Below are 18952 nucleotides of genomic sequence, written 5' to 3'. Positions count from 1 at the left end.
GAAAATCAAATAATCACTATAAAGATCAAGCATATCCATTTAATTCCCTCCCTAAAATTAAGGGCGGAATTCTAATGCTTTTTAGTCAAACTACAAGTTTATGTGCGTAACATGAGTTATTTATTGTAGGTTGCTAAGAATTAAAAGGCAAAAATACCCAGCATGAGCTAAACTTTTTTTTATATAAATCAATTAAAAGGGAGTTTTAGCATGGCAATTAAGGTGAGCAAAAGAGGAAGAGACTTATTAAGAGATCCGCTCCTGAACAAAAGTACTGCCTTTACTAGGCAAGAAAAAGATGAATTTCATTTACACGGTTTACTCCCGAATGTTACTGAAACCTTAGAAGAACAAGTAATACGCTGTAAAGATGCCTACAGCGCCAAAACCACTCCCTTAGAAAAACATATTTACTTAAGAGCCTTACAAGACACTAATGAAGTTTTATTTTATCGGTTCATTTTAGATAATTTACAAGACATTATGCCGATTATCTATACCCCGGTGGTCGGCGAAGCTTGCCAAATGTTCTCCCATATTTATCGACAACCCCGGGGGCTATTCTTAAGTTATCCCGAACGCGACACCATGGATGATGCAATTGCTTGGATTGCTCAGCACCGAAAAATCAGCGTTATCGTAGTTACTGATGGCGAGCGCATTCTAGGATTAGGTGATCAAGGAGCAGGTGGTCTTGGGATCCCAATTGGTAAATTATCTCTGTATACGGGCTGCGGCGGCATTCACCCAGAACAAACCTTACCGATTATTTTAGATGTAGGGACAAATAATCATGAACGGCTTAATGATCCAGAATACATAGGCTGGCGACATGAACGCATTACGGGGAAGGAGTACGATGATTTTGTTGAACAATTTGTACAATCAATAAAAAAACATATGCCTACTACCTTGTTACAATTTGAAGATTTCGCCCAACAAAATGCTTATCCCCTTTTAGATCGCTATAAAGATCAATTATGTACCTTTAATGACGATATTCAAGGAACTGCGGCAGTCGCTGTGGCGGCGATTATTGCCGCCACTAAAGTAGCAAAAGTACCTTTAAAAGAGCAGCGTATTGCCGTGCTCGGCGCAGGCTCTGCGGGTTGCGGGATAAGTGAACAGCTGGTGCAAGCGATGATAGCGCAAGGTTTAAGTGAAGCAGAAGCGCGTACCAGGTTTTATTTAGTTGATCGTAATGGCTTAATTCATGACGGAATGACCTCACTTTTACCCTTCCAAAAAGGACTGGTGCAAGCTCATGAAGGCTTAAAAAATTGGCATCTAAATGATCCGAATAACATTAGCTTATTAGACGTAATTACCAATGCTAACCCCACTATTTTATTAGGTGTCTCAGGCCAACCCAAGCAATTTACCGAGCAAATAGTAAAAGCTATGTCCTCATATTGTGCAAGACCAATCATTTTTCCTTTATCTAATCCGACTTCCCGAGCAGAAGCCGTACCCGAAGATCTTTTAAAATGGAGCGCCGGGAATGCCTTGATTGCCGCCGGCAGCCCTTTTGAACCAGTTACAATCAATGGCAGCCAAATCAGTATCGCCCAATGCAATAACTCCTATATTTTTCCAGGCGTAGGCTTAGGGGTAGTAGCAGGACAAGCGACAAGAGTAAGCAATAAAATGATGATGGCAGCAGCTTTGGCTTTAAGTGATTTAGCACCTGCGGTAAAAACCGGTGAAGGACGATTACTACCTGAATTATCGTCAATACGAGAGGTAAGCAAGCATATCGCCAAAGCGGTAATTGTCCAGGCCATTGCAGAGGGGCATGTTAAAAAAATGGATGAAAACGAAATTGATAAAGTCATAGAAGAAACGATGTGGGTTCCTCGATATCATGAATACCTCAGTTAAGTGGTGAATTATGCACTTTTTATTGTGAACTAGTTCCTAAAAAGGCTGAATTATGTGAAAATAATGTCTTATTTTTAACCTGATTCAGCCTATTACAGTTTTTATCATCATTTAGAGCCCCTTATGCCCCTAATCATTACCAGTATTGAGCAAGCCATTTTAGAATTACAGGCTGGCAAACCGGTCGCGATACCGACTGAAACCGTTTATGGCTTGGCAGCAATGATCAATAAACCAACAGCAATTAAAGAAGTCTTTGCTATGAAAAACAGGCCCTTGAGTCATCCATTAATTGTCCATGTAGGCGATGGTTGGGATTTAGGCGAATATGTTGAGGAAATTCCTGACTATGCTCAAAAATTAATCGATTTATTTTGGCCAGGCCCTCTAACTCTGGTATTAAAAGCTAAGAAAGACCAAATAAATCCTCTGGTCACTGGTGGTCAGGCAACTGTCGCTATCCGCTGTCCCGCTCATAATATTGCGCAAAAGGTCCTAAACAAAACCGGCGTACCACTGGTTGCACCTTCAGCTAATCCTTTTGGTAAGATTAGTCCCACTACAGCCCAACATGTAAAGCAATCTTTTCCCGATAAAAATAGCTTATTAATTTTAGATGGGGGCCGTTGCAGTGTAGGTATTGAATCGACCATTATTGATGCAACGCACTATGGAAGTTATCAAGTTCTCCGCCATGGCCTTATCAATGAGCACACCATTAATAAAGTGATCAGTACCTCTGCAGTAGAAAATGAAAACGACCTAAGGGTTCCTGGCAAATTAGCGAGTCACTATCAACCACAGAAAACCTTATATTATTTTGACGATCTAAACATGCTCGATGACTTCTGCCAAAAAAGAGCCGGGGATGTTTTTGTTATCGCACAAGAAAAACCCGCTAGCGTCAGTTCCCAATTATTTTACCGCCTAGATGAACGTCCCAGTAGAGCAGCTTATGATTTATACTATAATTTACGTAGGGCAGATGCATCATCAGCCATGTGTATCGCTATAGAACTACCTCCTGCGACGATTGAATGGCAAGGGGTTCGGGAGCGTATCCTAAAAGCTGGTTTTCCTTATGCTAAATACATTGCAAAATAGCTAAGCTCCGTCTATAGGTTCTTTTAGTTGTCAAATAAGGTACAGAACATAGCCCTTTTATAACAGGAGTTTCCATGAGCAAAGCGTTTACAAAGGAAGACGATAATTATATTGAACCGGAGCGTCCTGAACCAATAGTAACAAAGCATTTAAACTATATGACCCCTTTAGGTTTTGCCATGCTGCAAACCGAATTAAGAAATTTAGTAAGCAACGACCGCCCTGAAATTGTTAAAGTAGTAAGCTGGGCTGCGAGTAATGGCGATCGTTCAGAAAATGGCGATTATATTTATGGAAAAAAGCGGTTGCGGGAAATTGATCGCCGCATTCGCTATCTTACTAAACGCTTGGAAAGCGCTAAAATCGTCGATCCTAAACTTCAGCAAGGACTTAACCAAGTATTTTTTGGTGCCACGGTGCAATACCTCAATGAAGAGGGGGAAACACATACAGTTAAAATTGTTGGAATCGATGAAGCCGATCTTAGCTTAGGAAAAATAAGCTGGATTTCGCCCTTAGCAAAAACCTTATTAAAAGCTAGGGTAGGAGATAAAGTAAGCTTACGAGTTGGCACTGCAAAGAGCAACTTTACTGTCAGCAAAATCTCATATTTAGAATAGCTCTCCAGTAACATTAACTCGCTCCTAAGCCAACTAAGATCAACACCATGACAAACTGAATCAATGTTGAACATTGCAAGTGTTTTGTTATAATGGCTCCTCTTTTCCGAGCAATGACGAGGGCCACATGACCAACTACAATGAAGAATTAAAAACCTTAAGCGACAATGGGTTATTACCTGATAACCACTATCTTGCAGCAAAGCGCTTTACTAGGCCTTATTCAAATCAGGGTGAATTTTATTATGGAATAGCAACTATTGCTTATGTACCCATAGTTAATGGACTAAGCGCCTGTGTTTATGCCATGAGAGCAGTATGGGCAACAATGCGGGCTCTAGGTAATCTGCTCATTTTAAAGCCAGGCTATACCGTTGATGCAGTTAGGGATGCAGGGTTTCATTCACTATTAACTATTGGCCTTGCGGTAATGGCTCCTATTAATGCCCTAACATCATCACTTGAATTGCTCACTCGAACTATTGCATCATGGTTTAGTGGTGAGGAGCCTATTGCTGATTTATCGCCATTGAGTTTTTCCGCGAGAAGCGCTCAAGAAAGTGAACAATATAAAACTTTACTGCCCTCATCCTCCTACTTTAAAGGGTCGCGTTTTTTCACCCCCTACCAAGATGCTCTCCAGTGTTTAGGACAATTAGCAGCGCCCGTAGCCAGTGGTGTGAGTTCAGGCTTTAGCTCTCTTTATCAAGCAGCGCATGCGATTAGTGCCGCCATCAATGGTCTTAGCAATTTAGTGATCTGCAAACCCCGCCATGCCTTAGAAAATGTCCGTGATTGCAGCATTCATGCCTCTCTAGCGCTTAGCTTAGCAGTGATGGCACCAATTAACGCACTCGTTGAAGGCCTTGCCTTTATTTCGCGTCTAGGAGCGACATGGCTATCCGCCTGTATACAACCGGAAGTTGAAAATGCCACAGCGACTAATTTCCGATTAGGCTAGCGCGGGCAGTAAACTCGAGAGTCTACCTCAAACAGGGCTAGCCAATAGTGTTAGCCCTATTCATTGATGCTACCTGCCTTTTAGGGTAGAGGGATATCCATTGCAGGGGCACGTACTTGTTCTTTAACTGCATCATAACCTTCTCGATGATTAGCCATATAAATCAACGACCAACCGCTAACCATAGAGCCATCACCGAAGACGCAAATATCGGTTTGCCCTAAAGAATTAGCAAAGCCACCGCTGGTAATAAACGCAATACCGGCACCGCCAAGGTTTTTACATACATTATGAGCTGGATTGCTAAATTGACCTTTCCAGAGGGGCGAATCATCTTTTATAGGACGCATTTTTTTCATGAAGGTGGCCGCAATACTAGGTTCTTCCGCAGCAAAACTTTCTAGACCAATCGCAATAAAACCATTGTCCACTGAAAAATTACAAAAGCGTTTAGATTGCCCTTGCACATAGCCCGCAGGCGTTAAAAATTCTGCGGTCATTGTTTCGACGATGCCACCCGCATCATGGCAATATTGGGCTTGCTCTTTAACCGAATTGGCATACAGCTTAAAATCAATTAATACTAAAACTAAAAAAATTGCGGATTTAATGTTCATCAATTACCCTCCAAAATAAAAACAAATTATCTCTTAATTAGTTACTACTTCCCTCAATGCATAAAGGTGTAAAGTCCCCGAACAAGCCCCTTATTTTAATTAAAAAAACAGCCGATTGTAAATAAATAATAAATAGTGTGCAAATATACAACTTTACCCACGGTAAACTTGCTATGATGGCCTTTTATTTTATCGAGGTTAGCTTAATGGCTTATGCAAAAACACACTTAAATTCTATTATCTTTGCAGGATTCCTGTTTGCTTTTTCTTTAGCGCAGGCAGCGAATCCTAATGAGCTTGGCTTGGTGATAATTTCTGATCCCCATGTAGACATAAGCCTTAAACAAAGCACCAGCATTAACCCCGCTAAAGGAGTTTCGCAAGAGCTAGATAAAAACAGCTATGAAACACTAATTGCAAAAGTGGGTGCTTATATGGACTCTCATTCCGAGCAGTTTCAAGCTGCTATTTTATTGGGTGATTTATCAGCCCACAATGCTTTTCGCAAAAAATTGACTACTGCAGATATGAGCCTGGTATTGGAAAAATACTATGAAAAATTAAGCCCCAACCCCTTATTTTATGTATTTGGTAATAATGATTCTCCTCTACGCGATTATGGCGCTTTTCGCAATGGGGATAAGTCTGCTTATAATTTATTTGCCTCTATCAATGGAGGAAGTAATGGTTTTCTTTCTACAGGAAATAAATGCTCCGTTAATGAGCCGCCCTGTATAAACCAAGAAAATACCGATAAAGGTTATTACAGCGCCTCCCTAGGTGATCACCTTAAGTTATTATCTTTAAATAGCGTTTTATTCGTCTCACGTCCGGGTTTCTCTCCTTCCAGAGAGGGCGACAAAGAGGAGTTGACCTGGTTATATAATGAGATTAAAGCCAGTAGAGCAAGACATGAAAACATCATTTTAGCCATGCATGTCCCCCCTCAACAGTGGGAAAACGCTTATTTAACCTCTTTGAAAAACATCCTCAAAGCGTACCCGGAGGTGGTTGTCGGGATGCTTGCTGCGCATACCCATTTTGATGAGCTCCACGCCTTTAAAATAACCAACTCAGGTCAAAGTTTCGTCATCCCCATCATTTATTCTGCGGGTTTAGGAACCGACCATAGCAATGCGGCCTCATTCAAAACTTTGGCTGTAAATAGGAAGGACAATACTAGCCCGTGGTTTCTAAAAGATTATGTAAGTTTCAATTTCCTGGGAAAAACGGCCTACAATAGTACCCTTAATCAATATTACAGTTTTGTACAGGCCTTTTGCCCTAATCACTCCAATTATGGTGTGGCCCAATGTCTACAAACGCATATCCAAGGCAACAAGTTTGATGCCAATACCAGTCGTTTGTTAGGTCAACATTATACCGCGGGTAATCCTAATAATCGTCAAACAAGCAACCCAACCTATAAATGGTTAGTTGCTTTTTAATTGCATAGAGCGTTACTGTGCTAAAAAAATGAGCCGCAAGGCATTTTTTAAAATGCCAGCCTTTATTTGAATGTAGAGCTCTCATTAGCCCCGGAGAGTTTGCTTAGAAAAAGATTTACTTGCGCAAAATGTTCCGGCCAAGTTGGGGGTTTAAATCTACTAAGCCGATTTAATTGCGCGGTACGCTCTCTACTTTCAGGATGAGCATAAGCTAATATTAAAGATTCCCAGCTCACGGCATCGAGTGGATCGAGATATTCAGGGATGTCACAGGCTATTTCCCGAAATACGGCTAAATCACTGGCCAACACCGGGACCCCTAAAGACAAAGCTTCAATTAAAGGCAAACCATAGCCTTCGGTAAAGGAGGGAAATAACAAAGCTTGGCTATGAGTTAAGTAATGACTTAATTCTGCATCTAAACAATAGGGCACTTCAGTTACCACCTCTTTCAATGCTGGGCAACGATCCAACATATCCACTACTTGCTCGCATTCCCATCCCCTTTGGCCGATTACGAAGAGATGTGGGGCTCTGACACCTAAGCGCTGCTGCAACTTTCTCCAGATGTGCAGTAACAATAAATGATTTTTACGCGCCTCTAAAGTGCCTAAAATGACATAATAAGGTTTGTTTAAAGGTCTTCGCCCTAAGGCCTGGTTAGCAACAGAGGAACCTAATAAAGCAGCCGTAGCTTGCGGCATTTTCTGTTGGATTTGAGTAGCATAACGCCGTAGCTCCTCTAAGGTGGCCATAGAGTTGGTAATGATACCTGTGGCCGTGGCTAAGGCATAGTTCATTTTTACCCTATGGCGTTGGTCTTCCCCCGGTTCACAGTACTCAGGATAATTGATTGGAATTAAATCATGGATAAAATAAATGGGTTTAAGCTGATGCTTTCGTATTAACTGGTCATAATTCGCGGCATTTAACTTAATGTGGCCGGTGTTCAAAAGAAAGCCTTGCTTGAAAGACCGGAACGTCTCTTTTTTTAGCCGCCCCTTAACTAACAAAAACAATACACTTAATCTTGAATCAGGTTGCAAGATCCATTGAAATAAGGCTTGCGATTCAGCCTTAGGCAAAATATAGCTCATCCCCGACCAGCGTACTAAAGCTTGGGCTGAAGAGGAATACTGTTCTACGTAGGCCTGCGTTACTCTGTCTAGTCCGGTTAAAGCGCATTTTTTAAGAAGACGTCGCATTAAACGCGTTACATCTAGAACTAAGCGCATAGTGAAATGGAGGTGATTAAAAGTAGTGATCTTTTATCATAATCTTGACCCTGTTGCAAAAAGCATCACCCCCGGAACCCTTTGCCCACCCGAGCTTGGAGCTAACTATTAACCCCCGCCAAATAATTGAGCAAATCTTGAGGAAAGGATTGAAATGGATCGTTCCCATTTTTTAATGCTGCAACATAGAAGGTCAACTGCGCCTCAGGTAATTGCTGCAGACGGTCAATAGCCTCACTAATTTGAATAGCGTTTAATTTGTTTAATCCATAGCATTTAAGTGCTGCAATTAACCGTGCTTGCGCTATGTCTATTCCCGCGCGAGCCGGAGTAGTTTTTAAAGCATGAACACCCCTTCTTTGTAAATCCGTAATCAAATTATCTACATTATCGTCCTCCCAGCTAATGCCGGAGGTTAACTCACCGTCAGCGCCATGACTATGATGGACTAATACTGTTTGCTCCGGACTATGCTTCATGGCTAACTGCTCCATCACACACAAACCACCTCCACGAATAATAATAAAATTACTACGACTCATTAAGGCTGCAAGTTCTGTGTCGCCTTGATAATTTAAAGGAATTATTTTCTCTTTATACTGAGGAGAGACCTTTAAAATCGCTGCTATTTCGGCCTGAATCATGGGACTTTGCCCGCCAAAAACAAACACTCTATCCACAGCATTTTTAAGCAGTATCTCGGCGTAGGCAATAGAATCCTTCCCTATTTGGGAACCGAGCAAAATAGAGGCAACTAACTCATTGGCTTCCACTAAATAGGCCTGCGGCTCACCACTTAAGGTGAGCATAATCGGTTGGTGAAAATGGCTGCTATGATCAGCATTGACCGTTTTTAATCCTGGTCTTACCATCGGATTATCGTTAACCGGAATATCGAAAATTGCTTTAAAAAACGCACCTTGAGGGAAAAAATGTTGAATGATGTCTTCCTCCATCCCTAGGGCATATAAGAGCATTTGCGCTTGCTGTTCTTGCTTAAGGCTCGCTAAAGCATTGAAAAAATGCACCGCGCCCTTAGTAGGTAAATCCGTCATGTATTGTTGGATAAATACCTTAGGCGCCTTAAGATGAGGTCTTGCTTCCACCCAATGGTTATAGGCTAACACCGCATTACATAAGCCGGGTAAGCCCATGGCTTGGGTGCTAATAATCTCGGTATAAGCTTCATGAGCCTTAGCAGCTTCCGTTAATAGGTTTAGGAAATAACGTTCAACCGCCCTTTCGTTCTCTTGATCAGAGCGCTCTTGCAAGGCTATTAATTTTTTAAGCTCCGAGGTGACATCATTGCGTTGAAATATATTCCATATAGCAGCATATTCATAACCTGCCGGGTACACATCTAATAACATATCTATATAAGGCCGCTTCTTAGCTTCTTCTTTCTGGGATAAAGCAGCGATTTCACGCTCAAGACTGCGTTTATCCGGTAAGTTAGGAAAGGTGGTGTACGATAGCAGAGACTGAATAGGTGAGCCAATGACCGGTGCATGGAGCATACTAATACCTAATTGGACTTGATCCCTTAAGCTTGACTCTGGTTTATCTTTAAATAAAACCGGCTCATAGCTGGGCAATTTAACCCCAGTGAACTTTTGCGTTAAAAAACCATGCAGGCCCATAATTGCTGTGATATGCCCTCCACCACCACTAGAAGTGACCAGCAAAGGCTTGATGTATTCTTGGTTCACTGGCATATAGGATTTCTTTTCATAAGTCATAGCACGTCCCTTGTTCAATTTTTATTTTGACTACGTCTTAGGCAAAGAGGCTACCTTCCTTTTAAAAAGTATAGTCAGGATTATCAGCACTGGAGCAAAAAGTTAAGGAAATGATAAAAGACAAAATTATTCGCATTGCAAAGCTATACTCAAATCATTAGCAATACGCACGAAGAACAATTGACAGTAAGTCATTATTTTCGTACCTTTAGGCTATGCCGAGGTGGTGAAATTGGTAGACACGCTAGCTTCAGGTGCTAGTGGGGGCAACCCCGTGGAGGTTCAAGTCCTCTTCTCGGTAGCATTGAGCGATTTAATTATTCGACCCCTACCTTATAGCTATCACGAGCACACATCGCTTTGGCCGACTTAAGTTTATCGATTCGCATCACCTTGCTTAAAGGGGCTTTGGAAGAAGTGCGAAGCAATACAATCTCGGCTATTACCTATTAGCTCATGATGAGCCTCACCTATATACAAGATTTTTTGCAAATCTTTTTACTTTAATAATGACTACATCGGCTAATGAATTATATGATGCTTCTCCAGCACCCTAGCAACTGTCTTGAATTAAAATTCAAGACAGTTGCTACAAAATGGCTATAAATGCAGAGGTGGCAAGATTATTGGAGTTGGTGCTTTATTGGTAACCCTAATGACTACAAGGAAAAATACCCCAACCAAACTTAGCAAAAATGTCCTATTGCTTGGCCGAAATGTAGCGGCGAGCCTGCTGTTAATGCGGCATCCCAGTGCATTTTTTGCCCTTGGGCAAATACCAATACCACTGTGGAGCCTAACTTAAAGAACCCCATCTCATCACCCTGGGTGAACTCTTTCATACTGCTATCTTGGGTATAATTAAAACTTACCTTTTTCTTAACGCGTTTAATATCACCATGCCAGCTCGTACCAATAGAGCCGACAATCGTTGCGCCTACCATGACCATAGCCATAGGGCCTATTGCGGTTTCAAAAAAAACGGCGAGGCGCTCATTCCGCGCAAATAATTTGGGTACTACTCGGGCAGTGGTAGGTTGAACAGAGAATAAAGCGCCGGGGATATAGTTCATCGAAATTAAGCGTGCATCCATCGGCATGTGCACCCGATGGTAATCCTTTGGCGATAAGTAAAGCGTTGCAAATTGTCCTTGGGAAAATTGCTGCGCGATTGCATCATCACAATTGAGCAGCTCTTGCACCGAATAGTGTTTGCCTTTCGCCTGGATTAATTGCCCGGTTACTATAGGCCCTAACTCACTAACACGGCCATCCACCGGCGAGATAATATCTGCTTTTGCTAAAGGACGACATTCCGGTTTTAAACGACGAATAAAAAAATCATTAAAACACGCATAAGCATGGGGGTCTTCAATTAAGGCCTCTGACATATTGACTTGGTATTTTTCTATAAACCGGCCAATCAAATGATCTTTGATCCGAGGGATTCTTACTTCGGCAAGACAACCCGCTAAAGTCGTTAAGCCTTTTTTAGGCAGTAAGTATTGCGGAACCGTTTTTAAAACGTCATAAGGCATAAAAATTAATACTCAAGATTAAAACCGGAAATCATAACCTAAAGTATTAAAAATTGACATCAATCTCTCACATTGTTAGGACTGAGCTTTTTTGGGAAGCCGGTTTTCTATGCGTTGCTTCAACAGAGCAGACTTGAATTTCTTTTAAATATTCCTCCTTATGCTGGTCAATAGAATACTGCGCAATTAACTTATAGCCCTCGTGGGTGTGTTTGCCCTTATCTCTTTTTATATCGGTTTTAATCGCATTAACTATCTTATGAAATAAAGTTTCATTTAAGGTTGAGGTGACCCTACCATTAATAAAGGTCATTCCTAGGGCTTTAGCCTGACCATAGGCTTTGCAATAGCCTTTGACTTCCTCTCTTCGCGAAGTACTAAACCATGACAAACCCGCTTCATATTCACTAAGGGCTGAATCTATTAAGCCAGTAAACTCAGATGGTTTAATACTATCTACCCAATCAAATAAAGTTTTATAGAATAATTCCTTGCCGGCTTGGTGGTTTAGATGCATGAAACGCGAATCTGACACAGCAAATTGCACCGCCTCACGGGTAATTGTCTGAATATCGGTATGAAAAGTACCCGCTTTAATTGCTTTATCAATACTTGGGATCGAGTGGGTTAATAAGACTTGTGGCGCCAAATGCTCAATTAATAAGGTGTTAAGCGCTCCCACCGGATTGCCTGAACTAAGAATGTAGGCGAGTCGGTTATCCCCCCGTTCGCCCTTGCTCGCTTCTAAATAGGCTTTTACTGGACCGGCCCGGCCTCGGCGAGAAAGAGTCTCCACATAAGGTGCGTAATGGGTATCGATAATGCTATTAATTAAACGGGTCAATTCATCTGGCTTAATGATTCTTGCCCAAACAAATAAAGAATCATTAAATTGCGCCATAATATCCGGATGGGTATGGGGCAATAAATCTTTTAGGGTTACGCTCGTTGTGACCTCTTGCATTTGCTCATCAGTAGTGGTGAGATGCAACTGGAAGTTAGCCTGTTCTGCAAACTGTTTTAGGCTTACCGCAATGGGATTGAATAAATTGGCATAGGTGCTGGTATTAGCCAGATTTTGACGAATAGGTAAATTGTATTTGGTGTATAATTTACCAATGGCTTCAACGAAGGTCAAATTATCACTTTCCGTTAACGCGCTACACTCTTTTTCATAATAAGCCTTAGCGATAGCATGAAATTCGTTAGTAAAATCAACCAATAATAGTAAGCCTTCCCGGAGTTTGCTTTCTTTACCCAAAGCCAACTCTGAGCTCCTACTGATTTCCTCTTTAGGTAGGGCATCTAAGGTGCCAAATAATTGCCAAGCATTAGTTAATGATTCATCTGTCGTCTTTTTACCTTCCGGTGGAGTTAGAAGGACGAATGAGGCATCTAATATTCTTGGGGTAGCCGCTTCGATTAATTTGTTGGTTAAATTAAATGAATCATGTAATAAGGCTTTTAAACTTGGGGCAAAAGCATCCCGCCAAATTTGATGGTAACGTTTTTGTACTGCTTCCACATTATACTTAACAGCCCTATCGTCGTCGCCATAAACCGTAGCATTTTGGCCTTTAACCCAAGCCAAGATATTTTGAAAAAAAGAGGGTTTTTTATATAAGGCATGATGGGTTGCTGGTAGCGGAACGCCATAGCCATTATTGTCACATCCCATATAAAACACCACTACGCGGTAAAGGCTATCATAATGTTCTTGATATAAATTCATCATGAAATCAACAAAGGGCTTAACATTGGTCCGCTCATTACACAGCAAGGGGAATTCTGTTTCATATTTGGAACTTAAAACCGAGCCGAGGGACGTGTAATTTAAAGGCATCACATCAAACAGTTCGGTCAAACGCGCCCGCATGACTTCCGGCTGGTAGGTAATTAAAATTTTTAAGGCTGCGGCAAGTTTTTGATCTTGGGCAACAGCGCTGTTGGCTAGTTGTTGGAATTGTGTCGGATCGGCATAGGTTTTGGGCAAAGCTTTAGGCAAAATAGAGCTTTGGGCCGGCAATACAGTAGGTAAGGTTTCTTGGCCCGGATAAACATAAGTGGGCCAATGATAATGCTTAGCGTCTTTAGTTCTGGGAAAACACTCCCAATCATCTTTGGTAAGAGTGACCCTCTTTTTAGGAACACCAATAATAGGTCTCGGCTCCTTCATATGGATGGTGAACCAATACCAGAACATATCATAATCAATATCAACGCCATTATCGCCGGCAAAACCCACATTGCGAGGGTGCGAATCATCATCGTCGAGAAAATAACGACCAAACAGTACTGCCATGAAATTTTTTTCAATTAAGGTTTTAGTGCTGGGAACAACCAATTCTTTAGCACTTAAATCTAAAGGCTCCGCATCACCAAGGCAGTTAAATGGTTTGAACCCATCGATGGCAATAGATAAAGTTCCTACTAATTTATCACTATCATCAAAAACTAGCCGCTCTTCTGCGGCATTATTTCCTTGGAATGAGCGTTTGAAGGCCGAGGTGGCAACACTAATTAAGGCAAGCAATTCAGGATAATGGTGTTCAGGATCAATGGCTTTGAAAAAACCCTTTTTTTTGATGCCCTTCTCTAAGAACTCCACCCGTATAATTTGATGTGAACCATCATTAACAGCTGAGCCTGCGGTTAATTCCTCTAATTGACTTTTCCTAAGTGCCTTCTTGGGTATGCTCATTTTAGACCCCAATCCCTTGAATCCCATTTTGTATACAACCATATTAAGCAGAAATAATAAAGAAGTTCAAGAGCGATATTACCCATAAAGGGCCTAAACCAGATTTTTTTTCGACATTTTTGAATAAATAAAGGGCTTAAGGAGTGAAAATCATAAACAATAAAGAAAATATAAAAACCAACTATTAAAAAGAACAGCATCCAGATTAAAAAATATAAATTTTAAACCAAGGCCACACCATAGGTTGTTCTCTAAGGAAGAAATTTGAACTTTAATGTTTTTAATCTGAATTGAATGCTTATTTCGGCCCTCTAAATTGCGATTTAATTTCACCCTCTAAATGGCGCAGCTCATCACCGGAATCAGTATGGTTGAAAAACCAGAAGTTTCCAATTCTTTTTTCTTTTGCTTGATTGGCATAGCCCGCCGTTAAAGCATAAATAAAGACATTAGCAACCACAATTAAGGCCTTTTGTAACCAAGATTTAACCTCTGGATCAACAATATCTAACATTTTCTGCTGTGCTTTTTCTAAGATGGGCCCATAGTTGTAATTAGGATCTTTAAGGGTTTGATAGGCAAGCCCATATAAAACTTGTCGGTATTCTTTTTCTGCATTTTGCCAAGCTTTGCGCTGTTTTTCATTGGCATTGACATCTAAGCGTGTATTGATTTTTTTACAGGCCTCTTCAACCTTTAAAATAATTTCGCGAAAGCGTTTTGCCTCATTAGATTGTGCGCTTGCAGCCAAAGTCACTAGCTCATCATTCAAATGCAGCTTTTGCATTTGTTTGGCACAAATAACGCGATTGCGTAAATCCATTGCAAATAATTGCAGGCGTTTATCACTTAGTTGGGCAATTTTTTTATCTAAACTGATAGGTCCTTTTTGTATCCCTTCATAAAGTAAATCCACCAAACTATCACGATAAGCCTGTTTATAAATAGTATTAAAGGAGGGAAGAAATAGGCGCAATAATTTGCCTTGCTCATTGTCGCGCGCGGCGACATCGAAAGCTTCAGGGCCTACCGTAGTTTTCTGTTTCAAAATGACAAAGGCTTCGTTTAAGCGCGTTAGCTCACTGACACTTAATTTATTTAAAGTAATTCTATTTACAGAATAATCGTTACCAAAGTGGTGGATAATAGACTGCTGTAAATGTTTTTGTGGATCAAGCGCCAATGCTTTTAACTCTTTAATAGATATCTCACCGGTTTTATCAAGAGCAATCAAGGTTTCCGCCAATAAAGGGTAAGTTTCACCGGCTTTAATTATAGTTTGGTATTCGCTATAACTTAACTGCCCCTTAACCCAAAATAGGAGGCAGAATTGTTTAAGGTCTGTCTGGCCAACCTTATCGATAAACTCCAACTCGCGTACTTTATCCGGATTTAAAAAATAAGCCGGAATATCAGTCAAGCCCATATGAAATAATTCTTTTACTGAAGCATAATAAGCTTTTTTAGATAAAATTTGCTGCACTAGTTCGGGAGGATATTTTTTTTGCATAAGAACGGCAGCCAGTTGAATTTGCTCATCGTTCCAAATCGTACCCGCCCGAGTTTTATCTATAAGTTGCGTCTGCACTAAATCCCGGTATTCATTTAACATACCCTGCTCATAAAAATGGATAGTTAAGCGAAGTATGCAGGCATTAACGGCGGGATTATCCGTTAATTTTAAGGACTCAATCTCTTTACGTAGACCGCTATTATCAGCAAGGCAATCAACTAATAATCTTGCAGAAATACGAAGATTGTAATGCGTAATGAGATCTAAAGTTGGATTTTCAGCAAATAACAGTGCGGGATCTAATGCTTGAACATTGATCGGATCACTCACTAGCCCTTGTTCATTCAGATTTATAAGACGAAATAAATGGGCTATTCGCAGAATCTTGCCATTAATTTCATCTTTATCCCCCAGCAAGCTCTGTGCTAACAAGCCCTTAACCAGCAATGAGCCTAGTTGTTCTATTAATGGGTTGTGCAGTTTATCAACCACCTCTACGGCTATTTTTTCGGGATTGGACTCAGCAAAGAAGGGTTGTAAATCAAAGCTCGACAATAAAGAAAGCTCTCTTGCCTCTAAGGCTGATGAAGTATTCTTTGCACTAGCCATGAGCCATTGGGAAGGATTATCCTTCCGGTAATGAATACTCAGGCCACAAAGCTCTTTATGCTCATTAACGTAGGAAAAGGATAAAGCAACATAATTATTTTGATAGTCTAAGTAGTCTTCATTCTCTTTTTTAAATAAATAATTTTTATCTAAGAAAAAAAATAAATTGGCCGCCGACATGTCGCCTTGGGTATATACCCTTGATTGAGCCGCATCTCGCCATGCTTTAACATGATGTTCAGCATCTTGTGGCCCACCCAGAAAGGAGGATTTCGCAAGATCTGCCTCAATCATCTCACCAGCGGGAGTACCCACCTCTTCAAATAACCACTCTTTATCAAAAAGAGAGGCAAGCTGCTTGGCATTTCCCCGCACTAAATAAGGCATAAACAATTCTCGGCTGTAAAGATGCTATCTATTATATCTAATATTAGATAAAAAGAACATTTTTTGCCCATAATTTGTATTATTTTTGCTTATTGTTGCTTAAACTCCGCCAAATTACCCTTATTCGTTGTTTCACGGGAAACATTTTATTCGGCAGCAACAACAAGTTGGGTGACATTCTGCAAACCTCGCGGTAAAGAATTGCCTCGTCTTCCTCGCTCGCCCTGATAATGAGCCAGATCAGCCCCCTTTAAGGAAAAATGGCGTTTACCCGCATGAACAATTAACACGTCATTAGCGTTTAACACCTTCATATCGACAATATATTCTTCACGCGCGCTGGACTTAGCAGTGGGGATATTAATTAGTTTATTGCCCTTACCTCGCGACAACTCAGGTAATTGTTGTAAAGGGAACAACAGTAACCGGCCCACATTAGTCGCACACGCCACTAACAGGTTATCGCCCTCAGGAATGATACAAGGAGGAAGAATCTGGCTATTCTTTAATAACTTAATACAGGCCTTACCGTTACGGTTTTTTACATATAACTCATTAATAGTCGCTATAAAGCCATAACCCGCATCGCAAGCAAGTAAAACCTTTTGCTCAGGCTCACCGCCTACAATCGCCTCAAATAAATGCCCCTCGGCAGGATTTAATTTACCAGTTAAAGGCTCTCCTTGACCACGAGCCGAAGGTAGTGAGTGTCCAGGTAAATTATACACTTTGCCTTCACTATCAAAAAATAAAACCTGTTGGTTGGAACGCGCAAAAGCCTGGGCTTTAAATTCATCCCCTGCTTTATAGGCTAAGTCTCGGCCATTAATATCATGGCCTTTCGCTGCCCGAACCCAGCCGTTTTTAGATAAAACGACCGTAATTGGCTCGTTAGGTAAGATATCCTCTTCTTTCAAAGCTTGCGACTCTTGCCGAACGATAATAGGAGAACGACGATTATCACCAAAAGTATCACGGTCCTTAATAATTTCCTCTTTAACTAAGGCCTTTAATAAGACCTCGCTCGCTAAGGTTTTTTGCAAGTAGTCGCGCTCTGCGTTTAATTCATCTAGCTCGCCACGTATTTTAATCTCTTCAAGCTTCGCCAAATGACGCAATTTCATCTCTAAAATTGCTTCTGCTTGACGCTCGGTAAGCTGAAAGCGAGTTATTAAACCTTGTTTTGGGTGTTCATGCTCTCTAATTATGGCAATGACCTCATCTATGTTTAAATAGGCAATAAGTAAGCCCTCTAAGACATGAATGCGCTCCAGTACTTTTTCTAGCCTAAAATTGAGCCGTTTTGTTACCGTAGCAATACGGTAGCTTAGCCATTCGGTTAGAATGGTCAGCAAACCTTTTACTTTTGGTCGCCCATCCAACCCAATCATATTAAAATTGACGCGGTAGCTACGCTCTAAGTCGGTGGTTGCAAATAAATGAGACATTAAGCCTTCAATATCAATGCGATTCGAGCGCGGAATTATAACTAAACGAGTCGGGTGTTCGTGATCGGATTCATCCCGTAAATCTTCAACCATAGGTAATTTTTTCTGTTGCATTTGCAAAGCAATTTGCTCCACAACCCGGGCACCAGAGACTTGATAAGGTAGGGCGGTAATGACTATATTATGTTTTTCTTGCTGATAGATAGCGCGCATTTTAATAGAACCACTGCCCACCTCATACATCGAAGTAATCGCTTCTTTAGGCGTTATAATTTCCGCTTTGGTTGGAAAGTCAGGTCCTTGGATATGCTGACGAATAGCTGCTAAATCTGCTTGTGGATTATCCAGCAAATGAATGCAGGCGTTGGCCACTTCTGTTAAATTATGCGGAAGAATATCGGAGGCCATTCCCACTGCAATACCGGTGGCACCATTTAACAGAATATTCGGTAGACGTGCGGGAAGTAAAGCGGGTTCTTGCAAGGTTCCATCAAAATTGTCTACCCAGTCGACAGTCCCCTGCAGGAGCTCGCTAAGTAATACTTCGGCATAGGGTGATAGTCGCGCCTCCGTGTAGCGCATAGCAGCAAAAGATTTAGGATCATCAGGAGAGCCCCAGTTCCCTTGCCCGTCAACAAAAGGATAACGGTAGGAAAAAGGCTGCGCCATTAACACCATCGCTTCATAGCAAGCACTATCGCCATGGGGATGGAATTTACCTAAGACGTCCCCCACGGTACGTGCTGATTTTTTATATTTAGCGCTCGCTTTTAGACCCAACTCCGACATTGCATAAACTATACGTCGCTGTACGGGCTTAAGTCCATCCGCAATATGCGGTAAGGCTCTATCCAAAATGACGTACATCGAATAATCAAGATAGGCTTTTTCGGTAAATTCTGTTAAGGGTTGTTGTTCAATTGCTTGGGTCATTTATGGTCTTCGCTACGATAAAGAGAAAATATCCAGCCAGGGTGGATATAGGATCTTATTTATTTTATCAGAATATTCCAAATCTTAGAATTATAAGGCAGGGCCACCTCATGAAAAAAATCTAGCTTAAATCGGTAAATAATGAGAGGCTAGCTTCATTTAAATGGATATAGGAATGAAGCTGGAAGAAGGATTTTTAGATTTTTTTATTTCACTTG

12 protein-coding genes and 1 tRNA gene are annotated in these 18952 nt (G+C 41.1%); 6 read left to right on the top strand and 7 right to left on the bottom strand.

Annotated elements, in window-relative coordinates:
- Positions 1 to 210 precede the first annotated feature (210 nt).
- The 4 genes from ELY15_RS06855 (at position 211) to ELY15_RS06840 (ending at position 4566) form a co-directional block, all read left to right on the top strand.
- Positions 211 to 1881, top strand: coding sequence for an NAD-dependent malic enzyme (locus ELY15_RS06855; RefSeq protein WP_127098920.1), 1671 nt, complete (start codon positions 211 to 213; stop codon positions 1879 to 1881).
- A gap of 123 nt (positions 1882 to 2004) precedes the next feature.
- On the top strand, positions 2005 to 2985 hold the full coding sequence (locus ELY15_RS06850; RefSeq protein WP_127098919.1) for an L-threonylcarbamoyladenylate synthase: 981 nt from the start codon (positions 2005 to 2007) through the stop codon (positions 2983 to 2985).
- A 74-nt stretch (positions 2986 to 3059) separates the two neighbouring features.
- Entirely contained in the window at positions 3060 to 3605 is a 546-nt protein-coding gene (gene greB, locus ELY15_RS06845; protein ID WP_127098918.1) for a transcription elongation factor GreB, read from the top strand.
- Positions 3606 to 3732: 127 nt separating this feature from the next.
- Positions 3733 to 4566: a type IV secretion protein Dot gene (locus ELY15_RS06840; protein ID WP_127098917.1), complete on the top strand. Its 834-nt coding sequence runs from the start codon at positions 3733 to 3735 to the stop codon at positions 4564 to 4566.
- An 80-nt stretch (positions 4567 to 4646) separates the two neighbouring features.
- Here the strand turns inward: ELY15_RS06840 and ELY15_RS06835 are convergent, their stop codons facing one another.
- Positions 4647 to 5183 carry a hypothetical protein gene (locus tag ELY15_RS06835; RefSeq protein ID WP_127098916.1) on the bottom strand — a complete coding sequence of 179 codons (537 nt, stop codon included), beginning with the start codon at positions 5181 to 5183 and terminating at the stop codon, positions 4647 to 4649.
- A gap of 206 nt (positions 5184 to 5389) precedes the next feature.
- Here ELY15_RS06835 and ELY15_RS06830 point away from each other — a divergent pair, with 206 nt between their 5' ends.
- Positions 5390 to 6631, top strand: a complete 1242-nt coding sequence (locus ELY15_RS06830) for a metallophosphoesterase (protein ID WP_127098921.1) — start codon at positions 5390 to 5392, stop codon at positions 6629 to 6631.
- A gap of 62 nt (positions 6632 to 6693) precedes the next feature.
- Here the strand turns inward: ELY15_RS06830 and ELY15_RS06825 are convergent, their stop codons facing one another.
- Both ELY15_RS06825 and ELY15_RS06820 read right to left on the bottom strand, forming a co-directional pair.
- Entirely contained in the window at positions 6694 to 7866 is a 1173-nt protein-coding gene (locus tag ELY15_RS06825; RefSeq protein WP_127098915.1) for a glycosyltransferase family 1 protein, read from the bottom strand.
- A 101-nt stretch (positions 7867 to 7967) separates the two neighbouring features.
- Positions 7968 to 9605 carry a hypothetical protein gene (locus ELY15_RS06820; RefSeq protein ID WP_127098914.1) on the bottom strand — a complete coding sequence of 546 codons (1638 nt, stop codon included), beginning with the start codon at positions 9603 to 9605 and terminating at the stop codon, positions 7968 to 7970.
- 217 nt (positions 9606 to 9822) lie between these two features.
- On the opposite strand from ELY15_RS06820, the gene ELY15_RS06815 reads away from it, so the two are divergent.
- Positions 9823 to 9906 (top strand) — tRNA-Leu (locus tag ELY15_RS06815).
- Between the two features lie 385 nt (positions 9907 to 10291).
- Here ELY15_RS06815 and asd read toward each other — a convergent pair.
- The 4 genes from asd to parC all read right to left on the bottom strand — a co-directional run bounded on the left by asd (position 10292) and on the right by parC (position 18734).
- Entirely contained in the window at positions 10292 to 11143 is an 852-nt protein-coding gene (gene asd, locus ELY15_RS06810; protein ID WP_127098913.1) for an archaetidylserine decarboxylase, read from the bottom strand.
- Positions 11144 to 11210: 67 nt separating this feature from the next.
- The gene (locus ELY15_RS06805; protein WP_127098912.1) at positions 11211 to 13844 is read right to left on the bottom strand and encodes a hypothetical protein; all 2634 of its coding nucleotides are present in this window, start codon (positions 13842 to 13844) and stop codon (positions 11211 to 11213) included.
- Between the two features lie 298 nt (positions 13845 to 14142).
- A complete protein-coding gene (locus ELY15_RS06800) occupies positions 14143 to 16353 on the bottom strand; it encodes a hypothetical protein (protein WP_127098911.1) in 2211 nt (736 codons plus the stop codon).
- 146 nt (positions 16354 to 16499) lie between these two features.
- Positions 16500 to 18734, bottom strand: a complete 2235-nt coding sequence (parC, locus tag ELY15_RS06795) for a DNA topoisomerase IV subunit A (protein WP_127098910.1) — start codon at positions 18732 to 18734, stop codon at positions 16500 to 16502.
- Positions 18735 to 18952: the final 218 nt, after the last annotated feature.

Origin of the sequence: Legionella sp. km772 (assembly GCF_003989735.1) — a bacterium.
Taxonomy (GTDB): domain Bacteria; phylum Pseudomonadota; class Gammaproteobacteria; order Legionellales; family Legionellaceae; genus Legionella.
The sequence above is the reverse complement of the archived record's forward strand: the minus strand, read 5'-3'. Positions and strand labels throughout refer to the sequence as shown.

Bases quoted from the DNA above. Each gene is read 5' to 3' on its own strand.
- ELY15_RS06855 (WP_127098920.1), top strand. From the start codon at position 211: ATGGCAATTAAGGTGAGCAAAAGAGGAAGAGACTTATTAAGAGATCCG.
- ELY15_RS06850 (WP_127098919.1), top strand. From the start codon at position 2,005: ATGCCCCTAATCATTACCAGTATTGAGCAAGCCATTTTAGAATTACAG.
- greB (WP_127098918.1), top strand. From the start codon at position 3,060: ATGAGCAAAGCGTTTACAAAGGAAGACGATAATTATATTGAACCGGAG.
- ELY15_RS06840 (WP_127098917.1), top strand. From the start codon at position 3,733: ATGACCAACTACAATGAAGAATTAAAAACCTTAAGCGACAATGGGTTA.
- ELY15_RS06835 (WP_127098916.1), bottom strand. From the start codon at position 5,183: ATGAACATTAAATCCGCAATTTTTTTAGTTTTAGTATTAATTGATTTT.
- ELY15_RS06830 (WP_127098921.1), top strand. From the start codon at position 5,390: ATGGCTTATGCAAAAACACACTTAAATTCTATTATCTTTGCAGGATTC.
- ELY15_RS06825 (WP_127098915.1), bottom strand. From the start codon at position 7,866: ATGCGCTTAGTTCTAGATGTAACGCGTTTAATGCGACGTCTTCTTAAA.
- ELY15_RS06820 (WP_127098914.1), bottom strand. From the start codon at position 9,605: ATGACTTATGAAAAGAAATCCTATATGCCAGTGAACCAAGAATACATC.
- asd (WP_127098913.1), bottom strand. From the start codon at position 11,143: ATGCCTTATGACGTTTTAAAAACGGTTCCGCAATACTTACTGCCTAAA.
- ELY15_RS06805 (WP_127098912.1), bottom strand. From the start codon at position 13,844: ATGAGCATACCCAAGAAGGCACTTAGGAAAAGTCAATTAGAGGAATTA.
- ELY15_RS06800 (WP_127098911.1), bottom strand. From the start codon at position 16,353: ATGCCTTATTTAGTGCGGGGAAATGCCAAGCAGCTTGCCTCTCTTTTT.
- parC (WP_127098910.1), bottom strand. From the start codon at position 18,734: ATGACCCAAGCAATTGAACAACAACCCTTAACAGAATTTACCGAAAAA.